Source organism: Catenovulum agarivorans DS-2 (genome assembly GCF_000568405.1).
GTDB lineage: Bacteria > Pseudomonadota > Gammaproteobacteria > Enterobacterales > Alteromonadaceae > Catenovulum > Catenovulum agarivorans_A.
Genome location: NZ_ARZY01000016.1, coordinates 1 through 25,132, shown reverse-complemented (window position 1 = coordinate 25,132; position 25,132 = coordinate 1). Strand labels below are relative to the sequence as shown.

The 25,132-nt window shown below is 40.3% G+C and carries 23 protein-coding genes; 8 read left to right on the top strand and 15 right to left on the bottom strand.

The features are described 5' to 3' along the window. Positions 1 to 45: 45 nt before the first annotated feature. Together ubiA and DS2_RS09620 are read right to left on the bottom strand one after the other, a co-directional pair. The gene (gene ubiA / locus DS2_RS09625) at positions 46 to 897 is read right to left on the bottom strand and encodes a 4-hydroxybenzoate octaprenyltransferase (RefSeq protein ID WP_035014535.1); all 852 of its coding nucleotides are present in this window, start codon (positions 895 to 897) and stop codon (positions 46 to 48) included. Next, positions 894 to 1,427, bottom strand: a complete 534-nt coding sequence (locus tag DS2_RS09620; RefSeq protein ID WP_051479769.1) for a chorismate--pyruvate lyase family protein — start codon at positions 1,425 to 1,427, stop codon at positions 894 to 896. Before DS2_RS09620 ends, ubiA begins: the two co-directional genes overlap by 4 nt. A 160-nt stretch (positions 1,428 to 1,587) precedes the next feature. Between DS2_RS09620 and DS2_RS09615 the strand changes: the two genes are divergently transcribed. Next, positions 1,588 to 1,986, top strand: coding sequence for a flagellar basal body-associated protein FliL (locus DS2_RS09615; protein WP_035014533.1), 399 nt, complete (start codon positions 1,588 to 1,590; stop codon positions 1,984 to 1,986). A 6-nt stretch (positions 1,987 to 1,992) separates the two neighbouring features. On the opposite strand, the gene glpG is transcribed toward DS2_RS09615, so the two are convergent. Genes glpG through nudE form a run of 5 tightly spaced genes read right to left on the bottom strand, consistent with a single transcriptional unit; the run spans position 1,993 to position 5,177 of the window. Continuing rightward, on the bottom strand, positions 1,993 to 2,832 hold the full coding sequence (glpG, locus tag DS2_RS09610) for a rhomboid family intramembrane serine protease GlpG (RefSeq protein ID WP_035014532.1): 840 nt from the start codon (positions 2,830 to 2,832) through the stop codon (positions 1,993 to 1,995). A 9-nt stretch (positions 2,833 to 2,841) separates the two neighbouring features. Further along, positions 2,842 to 3,171 carry a thiosulfate sulfurtransferase GlpE gene (gene glpE, locus DS2_RS09605; RefSeq protein WP_035014531.1) on the bottom strand — a complete coding sequence of 110 codons (330 nt, stop codon included), beginning with the start codon at positions 3,169 to 3,171 and terminating at the stop codon, positions 2,842 to 2,844. Between the two features lie 5 nt (positions 3,172 to 3,176). Then, complete coding sequence (locus DS2_RS09600) at positions 3,177 to 3,764, bottom strand: YceI family protein (protein ID WP_035014530.1); 588 nt, start codon at positions 3,762 to 3,764, stop codon at positions 3,177 to 3,179. A 2-nt stretch (positions 3,765 to 3,766) separates the two neighbouring features. Further along, positions 3,767 to 4,609 (bottom strand): 3'(2'),5'-bisphosphate nucleotidase CysQ, encoded by an 843-nt coding sequence (gene cysQ / locus DS2_RS09595; RefSeq protein WP_035014529.1) that lies wholly within the window; start codon positions 4,607 to 4,609, stop codon positions 3,767 to 3,769. Beyond that, positions 4,599 to 5,177 (bottom strand): ADP compounds hydrolase NudE, encoded by a 579-nt coding sequence (nudE, locus tag DS2_RS09590; protein ID WP_152537586.1) that lies wholly within the window; start codon positions 5,175 to 5,177, stop codon positions 4,599 to 4,601. Before nudE ends, cysQ begins: the two co-directional genes overlap by 11 nt. Positions 5,178 to 5,224: 47 nt before the next feature. Between nudE and yrfG the strand changes: the two genes are divergently transcribed. Beyond that, a complete protein-coding gene (gene yrfG, locus DS2_RS09585) occupies positions 5,225 to 5,914 on the top strand; it encodes a GMP/IMP nucleotidase (protein WP_035014527.1) in 690 nt (229 codons plus the stop codon). A 265-nt stretch (positions 5,915 to 6,179) separates the two neighbouring features. Here yrfG and cysC read toward each other — a convergent pair whose 3' ends face one another. The 6 genes from cysC to DS2_RS09555 all read right to left on the bottom strand — a co-directional run bounded on the left by cysC (position 6,180) and on the right by DS2_RS09555 (position 15,257). Continuing rightward, positions 6,180 to 6,776, bottom strand: a complete 597-nt coding sequence (cysC, locus tag DS2_RS09580; protein WP_035014526.1) for an adenylyl-sulfate kinase — start codon at positions 6,774 to 6,776, stop codon at positions 6,180 to 6,182. A 9-nt stretch (positions 6,777 to 6,785) separates the two neighbouring features. Next, a complete protein-coding gene (locus DS2_RS09575) occupies positions 6,786 to 8,510 on the bottom strand; it encodes an SLC13 family permease (protein ID WP_035014525.1) in 1,725 nt (574 codons plus the stop codon). A gap of 14 nt (positions 8,511 to 8,524) precedes the next feature. Further along, positions 8,525 to 9,940, bottom strand: coding sequence for a sulfate adenylyltransferase subunit CysN (gene cysN / locus DS2_RS09570; RefSeq protein ID WP_035014524.1), 1,416 nt, complete (start codon positions 9,938 to 9,940; stop codon positions 8,525 to 8,527). A gap of 12 nt (positions 9,941 to 9,952) precedes the next feature. Beyond that, complete coding sequence (locus tag DS2_RS09565; RefSeq protein ID WP_035014523.1) at positions 9,953 to 10,918, bottom strand: hypothetical protein; 966 nt, start codon at positions 10,916 to 10,918, stop codon at positions 9,953 to 9,955. Between the two features lie 12 nt (positions 10,919 to 10,930). Then, entirely contained in the window at positions 10,931 to 11,860 is a 930-nt protein-coding gene (gene cysD, locus DS2_RS09560; RefSeq protein ID WP_081754244.1) for a sulfate adenylyltransferase subunit CysD, read from the bottom strand. An 82-nt stretch (positions 11,861 to 11,942) separates the two neighbouring features. After that, complete coding sequence (locus tag DS2_RS09555) at positions 11,943 to 15,257, bottom strand: PAS domain S-box protein (RefSeq protein ID WP_035014522.1); 3,315 nt, start codon at positions 15,255 to 15,257, stop codon at positions 11,943 to 11,945. 50 nt (positions 15,258 to 15,307) lie between these two features. Between DS2_RS09555 and DS2_RS09550 the strand changes: the two genes are divergently transcribed. The 4 genes from DS2_RS09550 to DS2_RS09535 all read left to right on the top strand — a co-directional run bounded on the left by DS2_RS09550 (position 15,308) and on the right by DS2_RS09535 (position 19,462). Beyond that, positions 15,308 to 16,303, top strand: coding sequence for a class I SAM-dependent methyltransferase (locus DS2_RS09550; RefSeq protein ID WP_035014521.1), 996 nt, complete (start codon positions 15,308 to 15,310; stop codon positions 16,301 to 16,303). A 153-nt stretch (positions 16,304 to 16,456) separates the two neighbouring features. Beyond that, complete coding sequence (glgC, locus tag DS2_RS09545; RefSeq protein WP_035014520.1) at positions 16,457 to 17,689, top strand: glucose-1-phosphate adenylyltransferase; 1,233 nt, start codon at positions 16,457 to 16,459, stop codon at positions 17,687 to 17,689. Between the two features lie 3 nt (positions 17,690 to 17,692). Continuing rightward, positions 17,693 to 19,126: a glycogen synthase GlgA gene (glgA, locus tag DS2_RS09540; RefSeq protein WP_035014519.1), complete on the top strand. Its 1,434-nt coding sequence runs from the start codon at positions 17,693 to 17,695 to the stop codon at positions 19,124 to 19,126. A 72-nt stretch (positions 19,127 to 19,198) separates the two neighbouring features. Further along, positions 19,199 to 19,462: a hypothetical protein gene (locus DS2_RS09535; protein ID WP_152537585.1), complete on the top strand. Its 264-nt coding sequence runs from the start codon at positions 19,199 to 19,201 to the stop codon at positions 19,460 to 19,462. On the opposite strand, the gene DS2_RS09530 is transcribed toward DS2_RS09535, so the two are convergent. Then, on the bottom strand, positions 19,448 to 19,876 hold the full coding sequence (locus tag DS2_RS09530; RefSeq protein WP_035014517.1) for a DUF3293 domain-containing protein: 429 nt from the start codon (positions 19,874 to 19,876) through the stop codon (positions 19,448 to 19,450). The genes DS2_RS09535 and DS2_RS09530 overlap by 15 nt on opposite strands. A 167-nt stretch (positions 19,877 to 20,043) precedes the next feature. On the opposite strand from DS2_RS09530, the gene DS2_RS09525 reads away from it, so the two are divergent. Both DS2_RS09525 and arcA read left to right on the top strand, forming a co-directional pair. Then, positions 20,044 to 21,693 carry an ATP-binding protein gene (locus DS2_RS09525; protein WP_235188575.1) on the top strand — a complete coding sequence of 550 codons (1,650 nt, stop codon included), beginning with the start codon at positions 20,044 to 20,046 and terminating at the stop codon, positions 21,691 to 21,693. Positions 21,694 to 21,808: 115 nt separating this feature from the next. Next, on the top strand, positions 21,809 to 22,519 hold the full coding sequence (arcA, locus tag DS2_RS09520) for a two-component system response regulator ArcA (RefSeq protein WP_035014516.1): 711 nt from the start codon (positions 21,809 to 21,811) through the stop codon (positions 22,517 to 22,519). A 98-nt stretch (positions 22,520 to 22,617) separates the two neighbouring features. Here the strand turns inward: arcA and arcB are convergent, their stop codons facing one another. Beyond that, a complete protein-coding gene (gene arcB / locus DS2_RS09515; RefSeq protein WP_035014580.1) occupies positions 22,618 to 24,951 on the bottom strand; it encodes an aerobic respiration two-component sensor histidine kinase ArcB in 2,334 nt (777 codons plus the stop codon). Positions 24,952 to 25,132 lie beyond the last annotated feature (181 nt).

The following is a 25,132-nucleotide window of genomic DNA, read 5'->3' as shown; positions in this document are numbered from 1 at the left end:
TATAAAAAATCGTCCATTGTTGGGAACAAATAATTGCACTAGGATTTACACAGTATACGAAGCCATCAACCCAAACAAAATCAATAAACCTGCATAGTGATTTTGTTTAAACGCAGTAAAACATGCAGCGCGAGTGCGCTGTTTTATGCTAAGTTGGTGTGCAATAAACAAGCCTAAACTTAAACCTAAAGTGGTAAAATATATTGGCTGCAGAGACAAGATGATCCCCGCATAAAAACAGCAAGCCAACATAGCCAACTGCAACAAAAAGACCATAGCCTTATCAAAGCGACCAAACAAAATTGCCGTAGACTTCACACCTATTTTTAAATCATCATCCCTATCGACCATTGCATACAAAGTATCATATGCCATAGTCCAAAATAAATTCGCGGCAAACAACCACCAAGCGACCGTCGGAATATGTTGTAAGGTGGCCATGAACGCCATTGGAATTGCCCAACTAAATGCAGCACCTAAAAACAACTGTGGCAGGTGGGTATAGCGCTTCATAAAAGGATATAAAGTCGCCAAGAATACCGCAACAAATGACAATAATATGGTTTGCCTATTTAAGAACAATACCAACACAAAAGCACAGACGATTAATAATGCAAAAGCGTTTAATGCTTGTTTAGCAGTTAATGAGCCGTCCACCAGCGGACGGGCGTTGGTACGTTTAACATGACCATCCACTTTTCTATCCGCAAAATCATTAATCACGCAGCCAGCGCTGCGCATAATCACAACCCCTAAAGAAAAAATTACCAATAGCTTCCAGTCGGGTATTCCCTGCGCAGCCGCCACCAAAGCCCACAACGTTGGCCAAAGTAATAAATAGATTCCAATCGGTTTATCTAGACGCGTTAAACGTATATACGGGTTGAGTTGATTCATAAATACAATGGACTATCTGGTAAAAATATTTCGCTGACAAAAATTGGCTGTTGATTAACCACAAATCTAGAACGTCGACCATACAAGAGCGGTGGCATAACACCCAACTGACGCCCACACCAATGTTCAGCCATTTGCCAAACAGGTGTACGGCTATCAAACTGGCCAAATTCAATGGCGGCTCGCACGAGGTTTTTCTGCTGGAAAATGGCTTCCCCTAGCGGTTTATTTTCGAGATGAGATAAAAAAGCATTATCACCAACCAAACTGGATTGAGGAATGTGAGTATGCGCATATACCCAAGCTTGCCCTTGACAGTTTAACAGTACCTCTCGGGCCAAATATGCACTGGCTTCACTTTGTTGCTGTTGCCAACCCTGCCCTAACAAAGTTAGTGAGAAGTCGTGGCTGATACTTTTTAATTTTGCGGTAAGTGAAGATGGGTCCGCTAACCAACTCTGTATGTTTTCTGCGCATTTTACTTGTTGCTGCCAACTGGTTTTATCTCCCAATGGAAAACAATATTGCACTCAAAAACCCCTTGCGCGTATAGTTAAATTTGACCGGCGTTATCATACCAGTTAATGACGAATTAACTAGGGTAAACAATGCTGGAAAGTAAACACTTTTGAAATGGATTCAGCTATACTATTGAACAGATAACTTTTTTCCATCAAGGCGATTTGATACATGCGATTAAAACACCTTAGTTTATTGCCACTGCTGGCTTTATTTTTTGTGCAGCAACCTGCGCTAGCACAAGAAGATAAATATGCATATTTTGGCTTTGAGCCAGATATCATCACAAATTACATCACGACTAAAAAGAAACCTGGATATGTTAGGATCACAGTCGAACTAATGCTAATAGATGCATCGTACTTAGACGTTGTTGAGCATCACTCACCTTTATTGAGAGACGCAATTGTTGAAATCTTAGGTAAAGAGCCAGAAGAAAAAATCAAGTCGCTAACAGGCCGTGAGGAAGTGCGCAAACTCTGTGCTAGCAAAGTAAAAAGCTTATTGCAAAAAGAAACGGGCCAAGAGTTAATCAAAGACTTGCTCTTTACTAACTATTTATACCACTAATAGCATTTAATTCGAGCGTGTGGGCTTTTCGAACCTAGCCCACACCATTCCGGCTATCATGCCGCCTAAGTGCGCCCAATTAGCCATAGGAATAGCTAACACCTCTGCAAAGCCAACCACTAACCACAGCAGCATCATAATAAATATGCCATTTGGTATTTGCAGCTTTAGTTTATTTAACTTACCAGCGACCCAAGCGTAACCCAACAAGCCATATACCACGCCAGACAAGCCTAAAAAGGAACCACTAACCATAGAGTATTGGCATAAATGCGCACCTAAAGCTGAAATTAAAAACAGATTGATCAGTAAACCACTGCCCTTTTCAACTTCTAGTTTGCCACCAAGCCATATCCACCAAAACAGGTTAAATAACAAATGGACCAAACTCCCATGCATAAATGCGGGTGTAACTAATTGATGAAGCTGGCTAATGTCTATAGCAGCTAATGAAATTGGAAAACCTAAATAGTGATAAATCCATGGATGGAATCCGACAATTTGCAATGCAAATATAACCAGTACAGTTAAAGATACAATGCGCGTTACAATGCCAGTTTCAAGCCAGATTTGTTTAAATAAACTGTTGTTGCTTTTGGATACTTTAGTGTAAATATCCGCACTTTGGCTGCGTATCCACGATGCGTCGAGATATTTTTGGTCGTACGGATTATTTACAAATTGCTCAAGCTCTTGTTGAGCTCGGTCAAGTTGACTTTCGTCGGCAATAAACAAACACCAGCCCTGCTCATCTGAGCTAATTTCATTGTCGATCTGTTGGTTTTGCAAATAATCGGACACAGCTTTGGCAGTGCGAATATCAGCAAAAGTCGCTAAATGTCTCAAGCTGTCTCTCTATTCGTCAGCAGATTGGACAAAGGGCTGCTCTTTACGCCAGGCTTCAAAACCACCATCCATACTATAGACGTCTTCAAAACCTTGCTGCGCAATATATTGAGCGGCACCTTGACTAGATACCCCATGATAACAAACCACAACAACAGGTTGGTCATAATCTGCTTCAGCCATAAAGGTGTTTAATGTGCCATTGGTTAGATGATAAGCGCCTTCAATATGTGCAGCACTATAAGAAGCTTCATCGCGAATATCGACTATTTTAATATCTTCGTCGGTCTGCAATAAGTCAGCCACTTGCTGACAGCTTATATGTTTAAAATCAGACATATTTTTTACTCAGCCGCGAAAACTAAATTAAAACTTACTGGCACTGAATAAGTTATTGACGGTAAGCCAGCTAACGACTGCAACTTGTTAATACCTTCAACCAGTGCAAAATCAGCTGCATTAATCACAACTGCACCAACACTATTGACAAATAGCTGGCCATTATTGCCTTTAATCACATTAATAGGTAGCTGAATTTGCTGTTTGTGACCATGCAAATCTAGTTGAGCTTCTACTTGCAACGTTTGATAAGCACCCGCAGGCAGCTGCTTAAATTGTTGCGCGTTTAATTGAGTGCTGATAGTCGCATAAACATACTGTTCGGTTTCGAATAAATACTTTTGCATTCTTTCGTTACGAATCGGAATGTTCGTTTCAACCGAATCTAGTTTAATTGCTACGGTGACTTTGCCACTGTCGGCAAAGGTACCTGATACTTGTTTAAAAGTATGTTGCTCAACTACTTGCGACTTTTTAGTTGATAAAAATGTTAATTTCGATGCTTGCTCATCTAATTTCCAACCAGCAAAAGCGGTATTTGCTAGCAAGCTACAGCCTAATGTGGCCATAGCGACTAATTTGCGCAGTGTCATTTTTATAAGGTCCTTTGTGTTTTATGAGGAATGATGACTTTTTTCCAATCCACTTTACTATCACCAATTACAATGAAATCTGGATTAGCTAATGTTTCACGCTGATTGTAACTTAACGCGTTAAACTCACTATCTAAAATGTTACCACCAGCCTCACGTAAAATACAATGGCTTGCACCTGTATCCCACTCCCCCGTTGGACCGACCCGCAAATAAAAGTCTGCACGGCCTTCAGCTATCATGCAGCTTTTTAAGCTACAACTGCCCAATGCAACTGTTTTATACTGCTGCGCATCAACTAAATACTGGCCAACCGTGTTAGATTTTTGCACCCGTGATACAGCTAAACGCAAATCGGCCTCATCAAACCCCTCTGTTGCGTATTGAGTTACTTGAATTGGCTCTATGTTTTGTCCAACTTGCTTAAAAGCGCCATGCTGAGAAGCTGCATAATACCAGGTGTGCTGTGTCGGCCAATAAATGACGCCTAATACAGGCTGACCGTCGACTACAAGCGCGATATTCACGGCGAAATCACCGCTACGAGAAACAAACTCCTGTGTGCCATCCATTGGGTCTAATAACCAATAAGCTTGCCATTGTTTTCTTTCCGAAAACGAGAATTCGCAAGACTCTTCCGACAAAATCGGAATACTCGGGGTCAGTTTTTGTAAAGCTTTGGTCAATACTTCGTTGGCTGCATAATCTGCAGACGTGACTGGTGACTCATCATCTTTTTGATAAAGATCAAACTCACCTTGTTGATATATTGCCATAATGGCTTCGCCTGCTTCGAAGGCGATTTTTTTTACGTCGTCCAATAACTCTGCTGGATCAGGTTTCATTGATTGTCTTAAAATATTTTCTTGCTAAAAATAGGGCCGCAACGCTTCTGGCTTCGGTAAAGTCTTCGCGTGCTAACAGTTCATCTATATTATGGACTGACCAAGGCACAATATCCAAGGGTTCTGGCTCATCTCCCTCAAGTTTTTGCGGATAAAGTGATTTTGCTAACAAAATATGCATGCTAGAACGAAAATATCCAGGTGCCATAGTTAAACTTTTCAGGGCAATCGTCTGCTGACACCCCATGCCAATTTCTTCTTGTAACTCTCGGTCAGCTGCTTGTTCTGGTGTTTCCCCCTGATCGATCAAGCCTTTTGGAAAACCGAGTTGGTAATCGTGCGTCCCCGCAGCGTATTCACGTACCAAAATAAAAGTCTCATCGTCTAACATAGGAACCATCATAACTGCGCCATTTCCTTTGCGATTGCCGCGCAGCCTTTCGTATTCCCTTTCTTCACCATTGCTAAATTTTAGCTGAAGCGTTTCGATGCGAAATAACCGACTTTGTGCCACAACTTCTGAGTCTAAAATTTGTGGCAATACTTTTTCTTCGAGTCCTTTTTTCATTGCTTTGATATACTCAAGTAAATTTGTTTCAAAGTATAACATTAATCATGACGCTGCAATGGCAAGATATAGACACTGTGTTACTCGATATGGATGGCACATTGCTCGATTTACATTTTGATAATTATTTTTGGTTGCAACATTTACCCAAACGATATGCGCAAATTTATCAGGTAGATGTTCTCAGTATAGAAAACCGACTGCATCAAATGTATGCACAAATGCAGGGAAAACTGCAGTGGTATTGTTTCGACTGGTGGGCTCAACAATTGCAAGTTGATATAATTGAGCTTAAAAAGGAAATCACCCATTTAATTGAAATTCGTCCAAGCGCAACTGAGTTTTTGCAAAACTTACAACAATCACATTGCCGCGTTGTTTTGTTAACCAACTCACACCGTGCAGGCATGCAACTCAAGTTTGATAAAACCGGCATTGATCAATATTTTGATGAGATTGTAAGCAGCCATGATTATGGTTTTTGCAAAGAGCAGCAAGAATTTTGGCAAGCCGCTGAGACACATCTAAAGTTTGATAAACGCCGGTGTTTGTTTATTGATGATAGTTTGCCTGTGTTAACTGCCGCGAAAAAATTTGGCATCGCTTTTAATATAGCGGTTAAAAACCCGGATAGTAAAAAACCTGCAAATACATTTAGTGATTTTGATAGTGTCAGTGATTTTGGGCAATTGACTAGGAAGTTGTCTGGTATCACGTCTAAACCGAACACTTTCTAAAAGTAGTGCTATATAGCAACACCCTTGAGTTGATCGCTTAAAATTAGGTGCTCAGGCGCTTGGGAATGTTTTTTGCAAAACTTCCAAACGGTAGCACCACCAGAAACTAAAAGGTAAATGGGCGTGTTGCGAACAAAACTTCACAAGATAGGGATATCTTGTGGGAGCGGCACATGGATGTGCTTGAAGCGGTTTTGTGAGCAAGACCCCATTGACCTTGAATTTAGTTGCACGATTCCGCAGCCACTAAAAGTGAAAGGAAAAACTAAGCTAAATAGCCCTTAGCACGCAAATGCTCTAAAACTAAATCAGCACAACCTTCAATGGTTAACTCAGCCGTTTTAACAACAATTTCAGGACGCTCTGGCGCTTCATAAGGAGAATCAATGCCAGTAAATTGTTTAATTTCACCACTGCGCGCTTTTTTATACAAACCTTTAGGATCGCGCTGCTCACACACTTCAATCGGCGTATCAATAAACACCTCAATAAATTCACCGTCACCAACTAAATCACGTACCATTTGACGATCAGCTCTAAAAGGTGAAATAAACGCAGTTAATACAATTAAACCCGAATCAACAAATAACTTGCTAATTTCACCAATGCGACGAATATTCTCAATGCGATCTTCATCACTAAAAGTTAAATCTTTATTGATGCCGTGGCGAACATTGTCACCGTCTAATAAATACGAATGTACATTCGCTTCAAATAACTTACTTTCAACAGCATTAGCCACTGTAGATTTGCCCGAGCCGCTTAGCCCAGTAAACCATAAAATGCACGGCTTTTGATTTTTCTGCTGAGCACGTTGCGCTTTGTCAACTTGTGTTGGATGCCAAACAATATTTTCGTTCATGATTAAACCTTAAAACGGAAAAAAGTAGGGTACGAGTATGGCGGTCAGTGTGACATAAACAAGCGTAACCGGAAAACCATAACGTACAAAATCTGTAAATTTATACCCACCCGTATTAAATACAAGCAAGTTGGTTTGATAGCCATAAGGGCTTAAAAAGCTTGCACTAGCACCAAACGCAATAGCCATTACAAACGACAAAGGACTCGCGGCAAAACTCTCAGCTAGTCCCATAGCAATTGGAAACATCAATGCAGCGGCAGCATTATTAGTAATCAGCTCGGTTAGCACAACGGTAGCAACCAATATACCAATAAACGCAACCCACACAGAGTACTGACTAAATACACTATGAATACCATCAGCCAAAGTTTGGCTAAGGCCAGTTTGCTGCATAGCTTCAGCGAGTGTGAGTGCAGCAGTAATAATTAACCACAGGTCAAAAGGAAACAAGCGCTTTAACTCGGCGGTTTTAACAACTTTAGCTGCTAACGTGGCCGCAATAAAAAACACCAGACCTTGCAGCAAAGGCACAACTTCAAATACAGCCAAAGCCATTACAGTCATAAAACCGACCACGACCAAATTATTTGTTTTAGCTGGCAAAGGTTGTTCGACATTTACATCTGATACTAAGATAAAGTGCTTGTCGAGATTTTTGCGACTTTTAAAATCTCGCCCCGCCGCTAACAACAGGTTGTCACCTTCTTGTAATGTAACCTCACCCAGTTTACCTGGCACACTTAAACCATTGCGCTTCAAACCGACCACAGCTGCATCAAACATGGCACGAAAGCCGACTGATTTTAATGTTTTGCCAACTATGTTAGACCCACTGGTAAGTACAACTTCAACCAAATTATCACTCATTAAACCAGTGTGTTCGGCAAAAAACTTAACCCCTGGCAAAGTTTGTAATTCTTCGATATGACTAATTTCGCCAGAAAAAACCAGTCTATCGCCAGCTTCAATCATATGGCTTGGCCGCACGGGTGCAATAGATTGACCTCGACGAATAATTTCGACCAAGAAAAAACTGTTTAAATTGCGTAAATGATTGTCATGAATGGTGTGGCCAACCAGTGGTGAGTCGGCTTTAACTTTAATATCGACAAAGTATTGTTTTTGTTCTTCTTTTACATGATTGTTAGGCAATGCTTGTTTGCGCAGCAACATCACCAATAAACCAGCAGCAACCAGTGCAATACCAACAGGGAAAAATTCAAAAAAGCCTAAACTTGGGTAGCCTGCATCCATCCAAAAACTGTTGACTACCATATTGGTTGAAGTACCAACTAAGGTTGTTGTTCCACCCAAAATAGCCGCGTAACTCAATGGAATAAGGAGCTTAGATGCTGCAATTTTATTTTGGTTTTTAATCGGCCGTAACAAAGCCGCCACCACAGCAGTATTGTTTAAAAACGACGAGGCAAAAGCAGATAATGTAGTCAGCTTAATTAAGGTTTTGTTCTCGTTCTGCTCAAGCGCATTGCGCGCAAATAGCTTAAGTAAACTTGTGCGCTCTAGTGCACGTGAAGCCAACATCAAGGCCAGTAGAGTGACGACGCCGGGATTAACCGCTTTTTCAAGGGTTGTTTCTATTGTAACAAGTTGACAGGCAAATAGCGCCAATACTGCGGCGCTAAATATATTAGACGCGCGCCAGTGCGAAAAAACCAGCGCGCCTATGGTTCCAACAAAGATGGCTGCGGTTGCAGCCTGTTCCATTAGCATATAAATCTATTTGATTATTTAAGTAAATCACGCAGATCAACTGCTTGCCAATGTGGGAAGTGTTTACGCACTAATTGATTTAACTCCAATTCAAATTCAGAGAATTGTTGTTTAGTTTGTTTACCTTCCGCCTGTTGAATGATCATCCCCGCACCAACTGTTACATTAGTTAAACGGTCAATGACGATAAAGCTACCTAACGCTCGATTGTGCTCATACTGTTCAATTACAACAGGTGCATTAAGTTGAACTTCGCACACACCGATTTCATTTAAAGCCAAAGCTTGAGTATCTTCATGCGCTAGCGTATTAACATTAATACGGTAGTCAACTTGATTCACTTGGCCACTGGTTGTTTTAGTCCCTAATTTAAAGTCGTACATCTTACCTGGCTGCATCGCATCTTCCGCCATCCAAACTATGTGCGCTGACACAGCTTGAGCAACTTTAGGTAAAGATGCGGATGAAGAAATAACATCGCCACGGCTGATATCAATTTCGTCTTCTAACGTCAAAGTTACTGACATTGGCGCAAATGCTTCTTTAAGCTCGCCATCAAAGGTGTCAATTGATTTTACTTTTGACGTTTTACCAGAAGGCATAGCGGTAATTTCGTCACCTACACGCACAATGCCTGAAGCAATTGTACCGGCAAAACCACGGTAATTCAGGTGCGGACGATTAACATATTGCACAGGCATACGGAAATCAGCCAAGTTGCGGTCAGCAGCAATTTGCACACTTTCCAACATTTGCATCAAGGTTTCGCCTTCATACCAAGGCATTTCATCACCCTTGTTTACAACATTGTCACCTTTAAGCGCTGACATAGGCGCAAAACGAATATCTGTGATGTTTAACTCTTGTGCAAAATCTAAGTAGTCTTCTTTGATTTTGTTATAAACATCTTCGCTATAGTCAACTAAGTCCATCTTGTTAACAGCTACAACAACGTGTTTGATGCCAAGCAAGTCAACGATAAAACTATGGCGCTTAGTTTGAGTTTTAACACCTGCACGCGCATCAATTAAGATGATGGCTAAATCACAGGTAGATGCACCTGTTGCCATGTTACGCGTATATTGCTCATGTCCTGGGGTATCGGCAATTATAAACTTGCGCTTTGACGTTGAGAAATAACGGTAAGCAACATCAATGGTAATACCTTGCTCGCGCTCTGATTGTAAACCATCAACCAATAATGCTAAATCAACTTGATCACCTGTGGTGCCAGACTTTTTACTGTCTTGGGTGATAGCTGCAAGCTGATCTTCATAAATCATTTTTGAGTCATGAAGTAAACGACCAATTAAAGTACTTTTACCATCGTCTACGCTTCCGCATGTTAAAAAGCGCAATAATTCTTTATTTTCATGCTCTTTTAGATAAGCCAATATATCTTTTTCGATCAAGTCAGATTGATGCGACATAAAGCATTCCTCTTAAACTGTGTATTGCTGATCAAATTCAGCGATAAATCTGGATAATTCTGATTCTGGTAACTCATTGATGCCTGCCGCTGCTTTGCGGCCGCCGCCGGTAGCAAACTTCATGCATAATTCATCAGCACCAAAGGCATTTTCTTTCGGTGCTCGCACCGATACTAAATAACCACCTTGTGGCAATTCAGTTAATACAGCATGAGCATCTACAGGTGCACGGTTGGCTAAATCATTGCCCCATACACCGGATACTCGGCGAGCCCAAGCTTGATTCGGCAAAACAAAAATTTTTCCTGCTGCGCTTTGATGCAACAATTTAGCTTGTTCAGCTTGCTGCATATCCGCTTGGTAGTTCGCAATCAGCTTGGTATAAATATCTGCTTGCTCACTAATCATTTCAAGCGGGTCTGAATAAGCTAACAATAGCTTAAACAGCTGGTCTGGTGCATAGTGTAAATCAGCAACCGTTGCGCCATAGCCGTTGTAATTAATCGCAATACCTAAAGCTTTTAATTGTGCTTTTTGTTCAGCAGTTAAACCTTGTTCATCAGCCAACTTTTCTGCGGCAACCAACATATTATCGCCATAAGCAGCAGCAATCGCCCAATTGACAAATTGGCCGTTAAGGTATTGATTGATCAATAGGCTAGTGCAAGTATCCGCTGCAGTATCAATTAAGCTTTCAAGCTGGTCATTTTGTGGTATTTCGCCGGCAAAATGATGGTCACAATAAAAAACCTCAACTTGTTGCTCAAGCAGCGCTAACAAAGGCGTTTTATTTTTGTCCATGGAAACATCAAGCACTGTGACTTTATCACCTGCTTTAGCCTGCACTCTCTCTAACAACTTAATATCACGCTTAACGCCGGTGACTAAAGTGCTAGTTTGTGGGTTAGCTAAACGCAGCTGCAATAAAGCGCAAATTCCGTCGGCATCACCATTAAAAACATCAATGTAGTTTTGCATCGTCATTCCGTTTTAGAAGTAACCTTCAATTTTCTTCTTCTCCATTGAGCCTGAAGAATCGCTATCGATCACGCGACCTTGACGCTCTGAAGTAGAGGTTAACAACATTTCTTGAATGATTTCAGGCAAAGTGGCTGCTGTGGAATTCACCGCCCCCGTTAATGGATAACAACCTAATGTACGGAAACGCACCATTTCCATTGTTGGCTCTTCACCTGGCTCTAATGGCATACGGTCATCATCAACCATAATTTTAACGCCATCACGCTCAACCACTGGACGCTCTTTTGCAAAGTACAATGATGGAATATCAATGTTTTCTAGATAAATGTATTGCCAGATATCTAACTCAGTCCAGTTTGATAATGGGAATACACGAATGCTTTCGCCTTTATCAATTTTACTGTTGTAAACATTCCATAATTCTGGGCGCTGATTTTTTGGGTCCCATCTATGATTTTTATCACGGAATGAATATACACGCTCTTTTGCACGAGACTTTTCTTCATCACGACGCGCACCACCAAATGCAGCATCAAAACCGTATTTATTTAAGGCTTGTTTTAAGCTTTGCGTTTTCATGATATCAGTGTGTTTTGCACTGCCGTGAGTAAACGGCCCCACATTCATATCAACACCTTCTTGGTTGATATGAACTAACAAGTCAAAGCCGTATTCTTTGGCGATGCGATCACGAAACTCAACCATCTCACGGAATTTCCAGGTTGTATCAACATGTAATAAAGGAAATGGTATTTTCGCAGGATAAAATGCCTTACGTGCTAAGTGCAATAACACGGATGAGTCTTTACCGATTGAATACAACATAACCGGATTTTCAAACTCTGCGACAACTTCACGAATAATATGTATAGATTCAGCTTCTAGCTGTTTCAAATGAGTCAATCTATGTTCAGACATGGTATGCGCTTCTTCTGTCATAAAGGGTTCATAAAATTATATGCTTAGAATAATGCATTCTAAGCAAAATTGATAATCGATTTTGTTATTTGATATGTTCATTTTACTTAATCTGCTTGGATTGCAAGGTTTGGCTGACTAAGTTCAATAATTGTTTGGAATCTATGGGTTTAGCAATAAAACCATCCACATCAAACTGTTGAATGTTTTTGTCGTTAACCTGCTCACTGTACCCTGTCATTAGAATAACCGCTAAGTCAGATTTAATTTGTTTAAGTTGGTTAGCCAGCTCAATGCCATTCACTTGCGGCATTGTCTGATCTGTGATTAACAAATCACATTGGTCAATATCTTTAGATAGTGCCTGTAGCGCTCTGCGGCTATCAGTGTATACGTGGCAGTTAAAGCCATGCATCGACAGTTTTTCTGCCAAATAACTGGCGATTGCCGATTCATCATCAACAATACATATATTGTTAGTTAAAAGTTTATTTTCAATTGCAGCTGTTGTTTGTGGGCCTTGTTCCTTTTCTGGCTGATAAACAATGGGTAAATAAATCTCAAACTTCGTTCCTTTTCCAACTTGACTATCCACTAATATATGGCCACCCAACTGGTGAATAATACCATGGACAATGGACAGCCCCATACCTGAACCTTCCCCCAATCCTTTCGTGGTGAAATAGGGATCAAATATGCGCTTGAGCGTATCTTCATCAATGCCATTGCCGTTATCTTCAACTCGGATACACACCATCAAACCTTCAAATGAGTTATGACAAGACGAACACACGCGCACACCTGAAGTCATAAACTCAGTTTCCACAATAATAAACCCTCGCTCCGACATCGCATCACGCGCATTAATCGCAAGGTTCATAATAATCTGCTGCAGTTGGATGGGATTCGCCAATACTCGACAATCAGCATCGATATTAACTTGCGTATCAATGGAACTAGGCAATAACGGACGGACCATAGCTAAAGTATCTTTTAATACTTTGTTTAAGCTTATCGCTTCTGTGGTTTGTGTATCATTTCGGCTAAACACCATCATTTGACGAATTAAATCTCGAGCGCGTTCACCTGAGGTCATAATCTGCTCGACATAGTCAGGCAGTTTGTTGGTTTGTTCTAATTCGATACAATCTTGAATAAGCTCAGCATAACCAAGCACTGAGGCTAAAATATTATTAAAATCATGTGCTATGCCACCCGTTAGCTGACCAATCGCCTCCATTTTTTGTGAGTGACGCAACTGCTCTTCAAGTACCCGCTTTTCTTGCTCGGCGGACTTAATATTAGAAATGTCAGAAATGGTACCCGACATGTAAATAAACTTGCCCTGCTCTCGGATTGCTTGACCACGGGCTCGCAACCATATGGTTCCCCCTGTTTTTTTACACGCTCTAAATTCACAATCGAAGTTTTTGTTGTGGACCAAATGCGCTTGAATGGAGGTAATCAAATTATCTAAATCGTCTGGAAAAACAGTTTCATGCCAAAAATGAGCTGAATCAGCAAGCTTTTGCGCTTGTGCATATGGATAATCTAGAATCTCCCAATATCGAGCATTCCAATGAAGTTTGTTATCTAGCATGTTCCAGTCAAAAGTGGCATCAGATGTCCCTTCAATGACTCGCCTAAACCGCTGCTCGCGCTCTTTTAATTCGCTTTCAAATTTAAGTTGCTCGGAAATATCTCTAAATAAATATACAGCTCCAACCGCTTCATCATTACGAATGATTGGGTTAACTCGGCAATCCGCTGGAAAACTAGAACCATCTTTGCGTCTAAACCAGTAAGTCCCAACAATCGGCTGTTGTTGCTCGCAAGCTAGTGTGCATGGCGAACTACCCGACATAGATAGGCCTGACGGTTTATCGATAAATTGATACAAACGTTTGTGTTGCAGTTCGCGTCGACTATAACCCAACATAATCTCACTGGCGGCATTAGACAAAGAAATTTGTCCACTGACATCCACACTAACAATTCCATCGTGTGCGCTTTGCAGAATTAAATCTCTATACTCAATTTCAGCTTGCAGCGCTTCTTTTTGCTTCAGCTTCTGCTCGGTTATGTCGGTAATTAAAATTAAAACACTTGGATAACTACCAGGATTTTCTTTTAAGTAAAATTTGGCTAAAAAGAATTTAGTATCACTTAGTTTATCTTTAAAATGTACTTCACATTCAGCATTTGTTTGCTCACGCTGAACTTTATCTATTTGCCCTAAAATTAAACCACGCTGGCTTGGGTGAAGTTGACGGAATAACACCTTAGGTTTAACACTGTCTACCGACAGCAGTTCGGCAATAAATTCAAAGCCGCTATACCAATCAATTTGGTTAGTTTTGCTATCCAGTTCGATACATGCGACATGGGCTAGATCTTGTACGTGCAACAATCTTTGTTGATGGCGCAGCACAGAATCTTGTTTTTTCCTTAATTTCTCGCGACTGACATTTACCACAAAAATAAGCACCAGCATGACGATAAACGCAAAAAACACCAAGATCAGTATACCGACTTGAATTTTTTTCAGCGCTTGGTCGACAATTTCCCGCGGTAAACTGAGCAAGATGCCAAAATCTCTGGCCTTTACCCAGCCTTGTGCGTACAAAAAGTTTTGTGTTTGTTGTGTGCTCGTTGCTACCGAAGAAAACTGTTTGTTGGTATCGGTGTGAGTGGTTGCTGATATCTGGTATCCATCTTCAAGAACGCTATCTCCCTGCTTGTCACTCAGCAAAATATCTCCAGCACGAGAGAATAAATATACACGCCCTTGACCCGACATACGCGCAGCATCCAATATTGTCGACATTCTAGACGCATGGTTAAGCTCTAATGCAAGTATTGCGATCACTTTACTCTGCTCAACCACTGGCACAGCAAATAATATCGGAAAGAACAAATCAGGCACGGCTTTTTCAGTTAAAAACAACGCAACTGGACGACCTTGGTGCAATTGTTCAAGCCAATAGTCTTGATGACTCGTCGGTATTTGTATCGGTGAGATAGTGGTTTCAGCTTGCCACACTTGCTGCCCACTTGGGCTAAAAATATATGTATTGTGGTAGTTCACATCAGATAACACGCCATTTTCAATCAATAGCGCCAGATAATCCATTTCACGCAAGCTAGGCACTGTGGTTTGTTGATCGCTAACTTCAAGTTGCTGTTTGGCAAATTCAACCACTAAAGGGTGTTCTGTCCAAACAGACAATTCAGCTAATTCTAAATTAATCAGCTCTTGAACTTGTGAGTAAGCTAACTCAACCTGTGCTGTAAGATTCTGCTGCTTTTCCGCCTGGAAGTATTGCACCAAGTGAGACTGTATAATAAACGCCAACACGAGCAACCCCGTAGCGCCAACAACAAAACTTGCAAAAAACCAGCGTCCCGCTTTATTCATGAATATGTTAATCTATCATTCTAAGAAAACTACCGAACAGCCAAATTATCATGCAAACTCAGTCTCTTGCCAGTCAATTATTGAAGAAAACTTTATCAGATTACATCGATGAGTCGTTTTTGTTTGTCGACCCCATCACCAACGCCGATCTATCTGACCACTGTTTTTCTAATTCTGACACTTGGTTATTTAAGGAAATGAGCTGCAATGGAAATCAAGCCTACCTATGGCCAACAAAACCAAATAAACATTATAAAAATGTAGTGCTATTTCTCCCTAAGTCAAAAGAAAAAGCGATTTGGTTGGTTGAGCAATTAAAATCTTTTTTACCGACAAAAACAATAATCTATTTTGTTGGGGAAAACAAAGGTGGCATCAAAAGCAGCGCAAAACTGTTTGCCAATCATTTAGACAAGATAACCAAAGTAGCCTCTGGCAAACATTGTGTATTATTGCGCGGAGAGTTAAACGACACTCAAGCCCAACCATATCACTTTGTTGAATCCAACTATGATGTTAAGGGAAAAACAGTTAAAGTCGCGAGCTTACCAGGCGTTTTCAGCCACAAAGAGTTAGATCATGGCACCCAATTATTACTGGAAAATTTACCCGCCAATATCTCTGGTAAAGTGTTAGATTTTGCATGCGGCTGCGGTGTTATTGGCAGCTTCATTAAAAAGTACCACCCAGCCTGTGAAATTGACTTATGTGACATAGACTCTCTTGCGGTAGAAAGCAGCAAACAGACGTTAAAAATCAACGAACTGGTTGGATCAGTGGTCATTTCCGACGGTTTAATGAAAATTTCATCAAACTATCAGTGGATTTTTAGCAATCCCCCCTTCCACACCGGAATAAAAATAGACTACCATATCAGTGAGCGCTTTATAAAAGATTGCAAAAGTGTATTAACATCAAATGGCCGTTTATATATTGTTGCAAACAGATTTTTGAAGTATGCTCAGATATTGCAGGACCACTTTAACAAAGTTGATGTGGTAGCTGAGGACAATAAATTTAAAGTTTATTGTGCTTACAATCGTTAACCTCAATCGAGACTTAATGTCCCACAGTTGGGTGTGCTTTGTTCACTGACGTACGTTCGGTTAGCGGTTTTTTACATATTTCCGAATTATGTGGTGGACAAAGGGATATCCAATTATTGGATGTGAGTCTACAGAACATTACAAGGCACGACTATGGCAGGGATCTTATCGATGATTTTGGCTGGCGGCGCGGGCACACGGTTATTCCCATTAACCGAAACGCGTACAAAACCAGCTGTACCTTTTGCGGGTCAATATCGCTTAGTTGACTTCGTTTTAAATAACTTCGTTAACTCAGATTTACTCAAAATTTATGTGTTAACACAATTCAAATCTCAATCACTCAACATTCACCTTCGACAAGCCTGGCATTTTTCTGGATTGACCGATCATTTTATCGACCCAATACCAGCACAGATGCGCATGGGTAAACGATGGTATGAAGGCACAGCCGATGCTATCTACCAGAACCTAAGATTAATCGAAATCCACGATCCAGATTTAGTGGTTATTTTTGGTAGCGATCATATCTATAAAATGAACGTTCGTCAGATGACTGATTTTCATAAAAATAAACAAGCTGATTTGACCGTTGCCGCAATCCGAGTTCCAATTGAAGAAGCGCATCAATTTGGTGTTATGGAAATCGATGAAGAAGGACGCTTAATTGGTTTTGAAGAAAAACCAGCTAAACCGAAGTCACTACCGGGTAACCCTGACGTTGCTTTAATTTCTATGGGTAACTATACGTTTGACCCTGATGTGTTATACAGAGTTCTAAAAGAAGACGCTCAAGACCCTAACTCATCACACGACTTCGGCAAAAATATCATTCCAAACTTAATGGCAGAAGGCAATGTATACGTTTATGACTTTGCCAACAATCATATTCCTGGTGAGCGTGGCGACCCTTTCTACTGGCGTGATGTAGGCACAATCGATTCATATTGGCAAGCTTCAATGGATTTATTAGATTCTGACAGCGCATTAGATTTGTACAATCCAAAATGGCCAATGCGTACCTACCACCCGACTGTACCAGCGGCACAAATTTACAGCTGCTCCAAAGGTGAAGCCAACCAAATTACCGACAGCTCTATAGCTTCAGGTTGTATTGTTGAAGGCGCGACCGTGAAGAAATCAGTACTCGGTTTTGAGGTTATTGTTCAGCCAAATGTAGCCATCACTGAAAGTGTGATTATGGGTTCAAATGTAATCGGCGAAGGCTGTACGATACATCGTGCAATTCTGGATAAAAACGTTGAAGTTGCGCCAGGTACAACAATTGGTGTTGACCACGACTTAGACGAAAAACGCGGATTTACCATTTCTGCTGGTGGTATAGTAACTGTACCAAAAGGTACTAAAGTTGGGTTTGACGACTAATCTATGAATATTTTATTTGTATCATCGGAAGTTGAAGACCTAGCGAAAACAGGGGGGCTGGCTGATGTGGCTAAAGCCCTTCCAGTTTCATTTAAAAAAGTTGGCCATGATGTACGAATAGTTACACCCTTGTATAGAGTCAGTGCGAATGTTGAAAACGCTCGCACTGTATTACAGGATGTAGAATTGCATGCAGGTGACTTAACTTACACGTATAACGTAAAACAAGTTGAGCTGCATGGTGTAATTGTTTATTTAGTTGATTATCCGACCTATTTTGACCGTAAAGGCATATATAGTGATGGGTACGAAGCTTACGATGACAATGGTGAACGTTATGCTTTTTTCAGCATGGCTGCACTACACTTAGCTCAATTACTCGAGTTTAACACTGACGTCATTCACTGCAATGATTGGCACACTGGTTTAATTCCGTTTTATTTGCACAAGCATTGGTCAAACAATCCTTTTTTAACCAATGCTAAAACAGTTTTATCTGTACACAATGGCGCTTTCCAAGGTCAATTTCACATCGACAGCGTGCCGTTTTTAGCTAAAAGTGGCATAAATCATGAAGATGTTAATCATGGATACGTAAACTATTTAAAAATGGGTGTGCGCTATGCCAGTAAGATTGTAGCTGTCAGCCCAAGTTACGCGCAAGAGTTGCAAACAGATCTAGGCTCTCACCATATGGGAGATTATTTCAGAGCAAGATCACAAGATATGGTTGGGATCATCAACGGTTGCGATTATAGCCAATGGGATCCAGAAACTGATCCATTCATACCCTCAAACTACTCGGTTGAAAATATGAATGGCAAAGCTTTTTGTAAAGCTAGTTTGCAACAAATGAGCCACTTGCCAGTGGATGGTGACATCCCGCTAATTGGTATGGTTTGTCGTATTACTGATCAAAAAGGGTTTGGATACCTTATCCCAATTATAGAAAACATTCTGCATCACAACGTGCAGTTTGTCATGATTGGTACAGGTGATCCGCACTTGGTTGGTCAAATCCAAGCAATCAGTGATAAATATCGTAATAAATTTTACTTTATGCATGACTTTAGTTTGAGCTTCTCTCATCTAATTACTGCAGGAAGTGATTTTTTCATGATGCCTTCACTGTTCGAACCTTGTGGCCTCAATCAAATGTATTCACTTGCATATGGTACCTTGCCTATCGTTCGCGCTGTTGGTGGATTGAAAGATACTGTCATTGACTTGGAAGCTGATCCAGCCAACGCCAATGGTTTTGTATTTAACCGGCCAGATAGTGAAGAGCTGCTGAACTGCGTGCGCAAAGCACTACTGTTTTACCATGAGTACAAACAGACTTTTGAGTTTATTCGCACACGCGCCATGCAATCACGTTTCAATTGGCACGATTCAGCAATGGAATACGAAGCGCTTTACCAAAAGCTTGTTAACTAACTATTTTTTGTTATACATATGCACTTGCTAGCAATTGCAACTAGGACAGCATTAAGTTTTTTTGCTTTGTGTATGCTGACAGTTCCATCTAAACTGTCAGCACATGAACCCTGCATTCAATTGCGAGCAGGCATTTGCCCACATAAGATAATTCGCAGTGTAACAACCAAGCAGCCCGAATTTGCCAATAAAGCTTTATGCATATGCATAAGCGACTTTAAAGAGCTCAATGACGAGAATCTTTCAGAAGAACGGCGCAACGAATTGGTCCAGCAGGTTAAAGACAAATACGCATTAGACGAACAAACCTTGTATAACTTATTAAATGGCCGCTAATTGCTCGAAATCATAATTGGACACAACACGGTCGCTAAATCGCCCGACTAACTCTTGTCGATAGCCATCACCAATCATAGCAGGCACCAAATACAACTGATCACAAGACACCCAATACAACGCATTTTGCTGATAGTTTTTAGCTAGTTGGATGGCCACTGCCTTGTCAACTGCTACCGCCCAGCTTTTCTCCATATGGCTTTTTTGTAGATCACAGCCGACCAAACTTCGATAAGGCACAGACAAAGCAACAATTTCGGCCTGTAACAATCGATCTAACGTGGCGTTTTGACCCGCGGAACAAATTTGTCCTAACGGGTTGTGCGCAGTCACTATTGCAAAATCTAACTGGGCGCTTAACGGTTGACTTAACTCGAAATATACACTTTTATACACTTGCCACAAAGATTCCATCAGATTGACCTTGTACACAGTTAGCGGGCAGACTGAAACTAAATTTAATCTAAATTGAGCAATTTTCAACCTATACACAAAAATTTAATCGGATAGTTTAACTCACCTTGTGAATTTGCGACTTTGTTCATACACTAAAATCAAGTCAGCGTATAAAAGCCAACGGCATGACACAACAACCGAAACAATTAAATACAACCAGCTCGATATCTTCGATTAAATCCAACATCATTAATATGGTGTTATTTATATCCTCAGTTGCACTAATACTGGCTTTTGTGACAAATGGTTACTACGAATTTAAACAACAAAAAGACACCTTAGCTAGACAGGCTATATCTTATAGCGACATTATTGGTTTTAGCGCCACTTCGAATTTAATATTTAATGACCCGAGTGCTGAAAATTCTCGCCTAACCAACTTAAATTTAGTTGATAATATCGACAATATTCACATCTATCGTTATGACGCAACCGCCAACCAAACTGAGTTTTTTGCTAGCTACAACAAAAAAAATGTGCCGCCGATACCAACTAAGTTAAATCAACTAGATAATCTGGGTACACCTGAGTTTTTTGACAAGCATTTGGAGGTTGCCAGAGTAATCGAATTTGAAGGGCAAAAGCTCGGTTATATTTATGCTAGATTCACATTAAACAAACAATATCAGCAACTGTGGAATAGCCTCTACTTAAAATTAACGGTATTAATTTTGTCTTTGCTCACAGCGCTTATTTTGGCACTGCGCCTACAAAGATCAATTACCGGCCCGATAGGTGAACTGGTCACTTTATTTAAGTTTGCCTCAAAAGAGAAAGACTATAGTGTAAGAGCCCCCAAACAGAGTTTAATTGAACTCAATGGTCTGAGCTCATCATTCAATACCCTGTTAGATAGATTTCAAGCCTACATCGACAAACAAGCTCAATCTGAACTTGAGATCCGCAAGCTTAATCAAAACTTGGAAGATAAGGTTAATCAAAGAACAGATGCGCTGAAAGATGCAAATAACGAATTACTAACCACACTCGAAACCTTACATAAATATCAAAACCAGCTGGTTGAAAACGAAAAAATGGCGTCTCTTGGTGATATGGTTGCTGGCATTGCTCACGAAGTAAACACACCAATAGGTTTAGGTGTTACCGCATCAACTTTGTTAAATGACAGATTACGCGAAGTCAAAAACGCGCTAGACAATAAAAAGCTTACAGCGAAACAATTGGATAAATTCCTAACCGAGGGAGAAGAAAACCTCAATATTATATATCGAAATTTAAATCGAGCAGCTGAACTGATTAGCAGCTTCAAGCAAGTTGCAGTTGATCAAAGCAATGAAAATTCGCGCTCATTTAAAGTACTCGATTTCATAAATGATGTGCTTTTATCACTGCGGCCAAAAATCAAAGCCACCCCACACCAAATTAATTTAGTTTGTGATGAGTCGTTAGTCATCGAAAGCAAACCAGGGCCGCTCAATCAAATTCTAATTAATTTAATTATGAATTCGATTATTCATGCATTTCCAGATGGACGCATTGGCAAAATAGATATCAATATATCTGTCCATTCTGGTTTACTAAAAATTATCTTTCAAGATGACGGCGTTGGCGTGGATAACAATATGAAAAAACGAATCTTCGACCCTTTTGTCACTACCAAACGTGGCGAAGGTGGCAGTGGATTAGGTATGCATTTGGTCTACAATTTGGTCACTCAAGCATTAAACGGCAGTATACATATCGAGAGCGAAAAGGATAAAGGTGTACTATTTAAAATTGAAATACCAGTAAATGTTAAAAAAAGCACAAATTAGTATATAAAATCTACAGTTATGGATTGAGACTTATCAAACGGTTAACTATAATCACAGGTGATAAAAAATATTTTATTGATACCATTTTTTACTTAACAGAAGAATCCTAACACCAATGCAAACACATAATATTTTAATCGTCGAAGACGAAGCCGTCACTCGTAACACCCTAACTAGTCTTTTTGAGGCTGAAGGGTATAACGTATTCTCTGCCGAGAATGGCGAAGAAATGCACACGGTTTTAAAAACCAATGAAATAAACTTAGTTGTCATGGATATTAACCTACCTGGCAAAAACGGGTTAATGTTAGCTCGCGAATTACGCGAAAACAAAAACATGGGCTTAATTTTCTTAACCGGCCGTGATAACGATGTTGATCGTATTCTTGGTCTAGAAATTGGTGCGGATGATTATTTGGTTAAACCATTTAACCCTAGAGAATTAACAATCCGTGCTCGTAACCTGATGAATCGCACTAAAACGTCTCCGGTTGAGTCTGCTGAAAGCGTAACTGAATACAAATTTAATGGCTGGGTGTTAGATTGCGATAGCCGCTCATTAGTATCTCCTTCAGAAGAAGCAATTCGTTTACCGAAAAGTGAATATCGAGCGCTAAAATTATTACTTGATAATCCAGGTAAAATTTTGACTCGTGAACAATTAATCAAAGAAATGACGGGTCGTGAACTTAAGCCAAACGACCGTACGGTTGATGTGACAATTCGCCGTTTGCGCAAACACTTTGAAGCAATTCCTGATACGCCTGAAATCATTTCAACTATCCATGGCGAAGGTTATCGCTTCTGCGGAGAAGTCGAAGCGTAATACAAGGATTCTGTTAGGTTTTATCTCAGCAGCCAGCTTGTATATTGGCTGCTGGATAATTTCCTAAACGCGCATATTTACATACGCGCTCAGTTAGACTATAGGGTCTCCATCCACTGTTTCAATACCACCAAATCATGCTCACATGCATGTTTTAGCTGCTCAACTCTATCATCTAAATTTTCCCACCATGCTGGTGATTCAGTAATTTGAATCAAATTAGCAATCGTTTGAATGTGTTGTAACCCCATAGACGCTGCAGCCCCTTTTATTTTATGGGCTTGTTTACCAATTTCATCTTGGTCTTTTGCGCACAATACTGAGTCGAGGATCTCCATATATTCTGCGATCAATTTTTCGAACAATTGCAAGTTTTGTTCTAATTGATCGTAGCCTATGGTGTCTAACATCTGCTCAAGGAAGTCGACGTCTAACACGGCAAAGTCTGCGTTCGCTTCACTACGTGCTGCAGTTGCTTCAATGACCTGATTTTCTTGATTAGCAAACAGGCGATTAAATACTTTGTGTACATTTTCAATTTTGATCGGCTTGGCAATGACATCAACCATGCCTTTCTCAAGATATTCCTCTTTGGTTTTGATGACATTGGCAGTTAGTGCAACAACTGGTGGAAGCGTGACCTTAGATTGCTGCCAGTGCTTCAGTACATCAAAGCCGGTCATATCAGGTAATTGAATATCCAATAAAACAACATCAAATTTACCCACTGAGAATGCGTCAATTGCTTGCTGCCCTGTTCGTGCAACCACAACACTATGGCCCAGCTTTTTCAAAATAGAATTGGCTACGACTATGTTCAGCTCAACATCTTCAACCAACAGAATAGATAAGCCATTGACAGAAGATTCTGTAGTTGCTGATTCAGGGGCTTCTATTAAGTCGAGTTTAAGTGAAACTGAGAAAGTACTGCCTTCGTTCATTTCACTATAAACTTCTATCTGCCCACCCATTTCATCCACGAGGATCTTTGAAATCGCTAAACCTATACCAGTACCAGTGCCCGCTCGGACCTCTTTGCGGTCGACTTGGTAATACATAGTAAAGATGTTCTCAAGTTCTTGCTCAGGAATACCAATACCACTGTCGATAACTTCAAAATCAACCCAAACAAAAGTATTGCGAATATGGCATTCAACGTTAAATTGCACCTCACCGTTTAAGGTAAATTTAACTGCATTGGCTAACAGGTTCCAGAGAACTTGTCGTAAACGAGTTGTATCTGCTTGAACCCAAGTTCCCTCTGGCACATTTGAGTGGAAACTAAACTCCAAACTCTTTTGTTCGGCCATTAGACTCGCAACGCTGTTTAATTCAAATACAAAACCAGATAATTCAACTGGTTCATAATTAATCGCCAATTTTTTGCGTTCAATTTTATCTAAGTCAATAATATCGTTAAATATATTGCCAAGCGTAACCGCGCAAGCAAATATAGTATTGACATAATTGTGCTGTTCTTTAGTTAACTTTGAATCTTTTAATATTCGACTAATACCGACAATGCCATTCAGCGGCGTTCTTAATTCATGGCTGATAGTCGAAATAAATGCGGTTTTGTCGCGACTGGCTTTCTCCAATGCTTCTTGCGCTTTTTGTTTCTCCATAATGTCACGGCCAAACCCAAGCAAGCCAATTCTTTTACCTTCATTATTAAAGAAAGGTACTTTTTTGATTAAGAACAGTTTTTTGCTGCCATCAGGGTAAGTTAACCACATGTCATACGACAAACTGGCATTAGTTGCGAGTACCTCTCTGTCTGAAGCCACCACTTTTTCGGCGATCTCTTCTGAATAAACATCCCAAGGTGTTAAACCAATCATCTCTTGTTCTGTTTTGCCTGTTAGCTCTTCAAATGAGCGGTTACACCCTGAGAAACGGCCATTCTCATCACGGTAATAAATAATGTCAGGCGAGCAATCAAAACACGAGCGCAATAAAATAGACTGTTCTATTAAATTCTGTTGGGTTTTTTGCCTTTCTTCAATTTGTTGTTTTAACAATCGAATGGCTTCTTCTCTTTGCAGCTCAGCCCGTTTACGCTCTTCGATTTCGTAATTTAGTTGCTGAATATTGTGGCGCAAATTGAGCGCCGAAGCTTTGTCTTGTTTACGCAAAGCTTCTAGTTGCTCAATAACCTGAGTTAAATGCTCACGTGAGCGCTCTAACCTGCGTATTAGCTCGGAGATAAAGTACAAAACCCAAGGCATAGTCAATAAAGTAAGTAACACTGGGTCTAAATAAGATTTAGCTTCAACTTCTCCATATAAAAGATAGTTAAGCACAGTAACTTCGAGAAAGGTGATGCCTAAAGCAAGCATGAAAAAGAACAGGCTAACCCTTAGGGTTCCAAATCGGTTTACGACCTTGGCGACCCGCTCAGGCCAAGAAAGTCTTGTTGTTTTTTTTAGCATAAGTAACAACTTTTTGCGCAATTAAGATAGTTAATCAATTGTATACCATAGCGATTCTAATATAAATTGGCTTGGCTTTTTGCCTTACAGATACAAAAAAGGCGCCAATAGGCGCCTTTTACAATTAACTTAAGTGTTAATTATTCGAAGATTTTAGCTACAACGCCAGCACCAACGGTAC